This window comes from Bradyrhizobium sp. (genome assembly GCF_049512235.1).
Taxonomy (GTDB): Bacteria; Pseudomonadota; Alphaproteobacteria; order Rhizobiales; family Xanthobacteraceae; genus Bradyrhizobium.
In genome coordinates this window covers 1-4,985 of sequence record NZ_JBEKXH010000474.1, presented here as the reverse complement: position 1 = coordinate 4,985, position 4,985 = coordinate 1, and the positions used below count along the sequence as shown (strand labels likewise).

6 protein-coding genes are annotated in these 4,985 nt (G+C 62.3%); 3 read left to right on the top strand and 3 right to left on the bottom strand.

All coding sequences use genetic code 11. The annotated features are described in order from the left end of the window. Positions 1-277 precede the first annotated feature (277 nt). Positions 278-688 (bottom strand): NADH:ubiquinone oxidoreductase subunit NDUFA12, encoded by a 411-nt coding sequence (locus ABSG20_RS29820; protein WP_423868048.1) that lies wholly within the window; start codon positions 686-688, stop codon positions 278-280. Between the two features lie 256 nt (positions 689-944). Between ABSG20_RS29820 and ABSG20_RS29815 the strand changes: the two genes are divergently transcribed. Then, the gene (locus ABSG20_RS29815) at positions 945-1,436 is read left to right on the top strand and encodes a BA14K family protein (protein ID WP_423868047.1); all 492 of its coding nucleotides are present in this window, start codon (positions 945-947) and stop codon (positions 1,434-1,436) included. Between the two features lie 253 nt (positions 1,437-1,689). Beyond that, positions 1,690-2,076, top strand: coding sequence for a response regulator (locus tag ABSG20_RS29810; RefSeq protein ID WP_423868046.1), 387 nt, complete (start codon positions 1,690-1,692; stop codon positions 2,074-2,076). A gap of 101 nt (positions 2,077-2,177) precedes the next feature. Here the strand turns inward: ABSG20_RS29810 and ABSG20_RS29805 are convergent, their stop codons facing one another. Then, entirely contained in the window at positions 2,178-2,945 is a 768-nt protein-coding gene (locus tag ABSG20_RS29805) for a GGDEF domain-containing protein (protein WP_423868045.1), read from the bottom strand. A gap of 352 nt (positions 2,946-3,297) precedes the next feature. Next, complete coding sequence (locus ABSG20_RS29800) at positions 3,298-4,197, bottom strand: DMT family transporter (RefSeq protein WP_423868044.1); 900 nt, start codon at positions 4,195-4,197, stop codon at positions 3,298-3,300. Between the two features lie 532 nt (positions 4,198-4,729). Here ABSG20_RS29800 and ABSG20_RS29795 point away from each other — a divergent pair. After that, on the top strand, positions 4,730-4,985 hold a 256-nt coding region (locus ABSG20_RS29795), incomplete at its 3' end, for a hypothetical protein (protein WP_423868043.1).

Genomic DNA, 4,985 nt, shown 5'->3' with positions numbered 1-4,985 from the left:
CTTTCGCGGGGGCGGGAGAGGGTTGGGGTGAGGGGGGCGCCGCATCGGGACCGCCCGAGTGGTCCCCTCACCCCACCCTCTCCCGCGCTAAAGAAGCGGGGAGAGGGAGTGAGAGAGTTGGGCCACCTGACTGACACAATTAAACTACCGCGTATGGGGGTCGGGGGTGGAGGGGCGCGGCGTTCACCGATTCAGCGTTCCTGTGCCGATGACCCCCCACCCCCGACCCCTCCCAACCGCTTCGCGGGGGAGAAGAGCACTGCCGAAATTTGAATGCTCAGCTTCCGGGCGTCCAGGGCTGGTAGTCGCCGGTTGCCTTGGGGCGGTGGCCGCTCGCCAGTGTCGAGCCTGGGGGCCGATAGGCCAAGGGCGTCCCCGTCATATTGGGGAGATGCGGTTTTTCCCATTCGCGCGGCGTGTAGGTTTCTTCGGTCGGGGCGACGTCGACGGTGTGATGCAACCAGCCATGCCAGGACGGCGGCACGCGGGTCGCCTCGGCAAGACCGTTATAGGTCACCCAGCGGCGCTCGAAACCGAGCGTCGGATCGATCTTGCGCCCCGCCGTGCGGTAGTAGCGGTTGCCCTGCTCGTCTTCGCCGACCAGTTCGCCGAACCGCCAGGTCCACAATTGCGTGCCAAGGGTCTGGCCGTTCCACCAGGTGAACAGCTTGAGCAGAAAGAGTTTCATCGGTTCGGCCGGCTAAGAAGTGTGATCGGGTTGTGATGCCATCGGCAGCTGGAATTGTCCAGTTATGTCCGTTGCCGCCGGATTGGCCGCAGCGCCTGCGTCACCATCTTGCCGCGACCGGATGTCGCGGAAGCGGCCCGATCCGTTCATTCCACATACACCTCCGCCCTGACAGGCTTTGCCCAATGCACAACCGGCGCGAGTTCGGGAACGTCGCCCGTCCGGGTCAGGCCGTGTCCCGCGATGGGAGCCGAGGATGATCAATTTCAAGGCTTTGAGTACTGCAGCTGCAATGCTGCTGGTTTTGCCGTTGGTGGCGCCGAGCGACAGCTTTGCCCAAACTCCACCCGGCAGATCGGGAGGCGCCGTCAGGGCTGGCGGCGGCGGCGCTCCATTTCGAGGCGGGGGCGCTCCGGGTCCGCGATTTGGCGGCGTCGGTGGCGGTGGGAGTTATCGTGGCGGCTATGCTGGCGGCTATCGCGGTGGCGGCGGCTTTATCCCCGGCGCCGTGGCCGGAGCCGTGATCGGCGGCGCGATTGCGTCGCAGGGCTACGGCTATCGTGGCGGGCCGGTCTATTACGCGCCGGGCTATTACCCGGACCAGTATTACGATGACGGCGCTGTTGCGGCTGCCCCCGCTCCCGGCGGCGACGATGCCGTTGCCTACTGCATGCAGACCTACCAGTCCTACGATCCAGCGTCGGGAACCTATCTGGGCTATGACGGCTTGCGGTACCCCTGCCCGTAACCTCAACCGGGATCTCGGCATTCAGAGGCCGTGGCATTCTTGCCTACTGTGCCGTCCTTTGCCTTTGCAGGCGACACTGCGCGGCCGACGCGACGGACGGCGCCGGGCCGTCAGCAACATCAATTCACAAAAGGTCGCACGCGCAGGGCGGCAATGCATCTTGGCGTGCAGACGCTTCGCGCAGTCTCGGAGCTAATTGCTTCGAGGGCTGATTCGGCTGCATCGTGGTGCCGATCTCGCATGGGGGGTGCCGGTGCCGAGAGTTCTGATGGTCGATGACGACCCGATGGTTTGCATGGCCATCGAGTTCTGTCTGCAACCCCTCGGCTTCGAAGTCATCGTCGCCGACGCCGGCGAAGCCTGCATCGACGCGCTTGAGACGTCGACATTCGACCTGATGCTGGTCAACATTCTGATGCCGCACTCGAGCGGCATCGAAACCATCCGGCTGTTTTACCAACGCCCGCCGGCGATTCCGCTGATCGCCATGTTCGGCGGTGCCTTCGCAAAACTGGCATCGCCCTCCCCCGAATTTCTTCGAATGACGCTCGAACTCGGCGCGACATGCTGCCTGCGCAAGCCGTTTACACCGGACGCGCTCTTGGCCGCCGTCAACCAATGTCTGACCAGCCGGCAATAACAGTGCAACTCTCAATATAAAACAAGATATTTACGCGTCGGCCCGCGATACATGCGACGCGGCGAAATTATTGCTCGTTGATGGATGGCATGTTCGCGCGATTAATTGACGCTTACTTCTGCTTCGATTTCGTTCTCGGCTACGGTACGATTGCGGCCGCATCGCTTCGCTTGATAGAGGCTACGGTCGCATCGTTCGATCATTGCTTCCGCCGACTCGGACAACCGGAACTGAGCGACGCCGATCGAAACGGTGATACTTCCTATTTCCTTACCGGTCGTCCGTCGGGTCAGTCGCGCTTCCGCAATTCGGTGGCGAATCCGTTCAGCGACGTTCCTGCAGGTCGCAAGGTCTGCGCCCGGTAGTACCGCCATCAGCTCTTCGCCGCCATAACGCGCCGCCAGATCGACGTCGCGCACGCCGTCCTGCAGGACTTTTGCGACCAGTCGAAGAACCTGATCCCCCATCTGGTGCCCATGGCTGTCGTTGAATCTCTTGAAATGATCGATATCGATCATGAAGACACCCAACGGTGCGCCGGTTTCCATCGCCCTGATTTGTGCGGCGCGGAGAAACTGTTCGAGCGAGCGGCGATTTGCCAAGCCGGTGAGCGCATCGGTGTTCGAGCGCTGCTCGGCCTCGTGCAACGAATTCTGGACCTTTTCGAGCTGCCGGGAGGTTTCGGTAAAGTTGGCTTCGAGCGCGGTCGCCCGGGCCGTTGCCTTTGAAAGCTCGGCGACAAGCTTCTCGATGATGGGCCTCGGATCTCCGGTGGTTCCGACTTGTGCGGAAACGTCCCCCAGCGCAGCGATCTGCGTTCGGTTGTCCGATATTGCCGCTGCGAGGAACTGTTTGGCGCTATCGATCACGCCATTGAGTTGATCGGGAACATTCCCTGTTTGGGACAGCCTGCCCACATAGGCGGCATAGAGCTCGTGATTGGTCGAGGCGTCGAATTTGCGCTTGTTGCTGAGCAGGATATCGATGGTCTTCCTCAGAGCTGGAGAGGCGCCCAACGCATAATTGAACCAAACGTTGTAATTTATCGGGGTTGCCGGAACCGATTGCTCCGACATCAACCGAATAGCGCGGTCCGCTACCGCGGTAGCGTAGTCGACATCCATTTCGTCGGACGGTTCCGCGGCCATGAAATTTTATCCCAGCGCTGCCAGAATCCATGATTTGTATGATTGTAATGATTTAATGCGGCGTTAAGCGAGCCTAGGATCGCGTCGCCAGCGCGACGCCGCCGAGCGTAAAGCCGAGCGCCGCGATCTGGCCGATGCCGAGTGGCTCGTGCAGCGCCAGCGCCGACGTCACCACGCCGATCACAGGCACCGCCATGGTGCCGATCGCGGCGACCGAGGCCGGCAGCCGCTTGAGCGCCGCGAACCAGGCGACATAGGCGACGCAGAACTGGATCACGGTCGCATAGACGATCAGGATCCAGCCGGTTTGGGATAACGCCGCCAGGTTGGTGCGCTCGATCGACAGGCCGGCGATGGCCACGGGCAGACATCCGACGCCGATCTGCCAGGCGGCGGCCGAGAGCGGCGGCAGGGTGAGCGGCAGCTTCTTGGCCAGCACCGTGCCGAGCGCAAAGCCCAGCGAGCCGCCGAGCGCCATGATGATTCCCGGCATTTTGGCGATGCTGGTGGCCAGACCATTGCCGCCCATGATGGCGCTGAGACCGGCAAACGCCATGACCAGGGAAATGACGCGCAAGCCATTGGGCCGCTCGCCGAGAATGGGCCAGGCCAGGATCGAGGCCCAGACCGGCATGGTGTAGGCGATCAGCGCGGCCTCGCTGGCCGGAAGCCAGAGCAGTGCCAGCCCCATCAGCGCCATCCAGCAGCCGACGTTGAGAAGCGCGGCCAGTAGCAGCCTTGGCCATAATTTGCGGGGAACGCGCAGGCTTTGGCCGCGCAGCAAAGCCAATAGCGCCAACAGGCCGGCGCCGATCACGCCGGTGGAACCGCGCAGCGTCAGCGGCGGCAGTTCACCGAGGAGATATTTGGTCACGGGCCAGTTGAAGCCCCAACCTACCGAGGTGATGGCGAGCAACAAGAGGCCCGCGGGCGTCACCACCGCGCGCGCGCGCGGCTGGCCTTGCACTGTCATGGAGAATCAACCGATCGGAAACCGGGAGCCACCTTGCCGGTTATATCAGCTGGAAACCATCGGCTGCCGGGCATGCCAGCCCTTAACCCCCGTAGCTCCACGTGAGTCTCGCTGGAGCAACCCCCGGCCAGCAATAAATAGTTGGCCTGTGAACAACGGGGCGAAGCCCACATCGGCATTCTCGGTGTGGATTTTTCCGCTTGGGAATCCCTCAGGACTCACTGATACTTGCCGGCACAGGGAAGGCTGGATGTCCCCTGTTTTTCCTCACTTTCCACCATATTTAGTATTTGATTAGGGAACTCGTACTAGTCCTTGACGGGCGCGAGGGAGTCGTCCTAGCTTCGATCCGTTCGGCGCGAGTGTGTTTGGGTCCCGCCGGTCACTCCCAGAAGGGTTCCAAAAATGACCACTCCGCCCGCCGGTCGGGGCAGCGGGTAGAGCACTTGTCTGCCTCGATGGGGCGGGATTTCGGAGCAATAACTGCCGGTACCGCAGGATGCGGTGCGGTCAAAAAGGACGGGGCACGACTATGCGAATCGAACGGCGCAACACCATTGCAGGCCAGTCAGCCTACGCAGGAATTGATTTCAGATTGACGACATCCGAGATCCGAAATCCCGACGGCTCGGTGGTATTCCGCCTCGAAAACGTCGAGGTGCCGGCTTCCTGGTCGCAGGTCGCCGCCGACGTGCTGGCGCAGAAGTATTTTCGTAAAGCGGGCGTCGCAGCTCGGCTGAAGCAGGTCGAAGAGGAGACCGTGCCGTCCTGGCTGTGGCGCTCGGTGC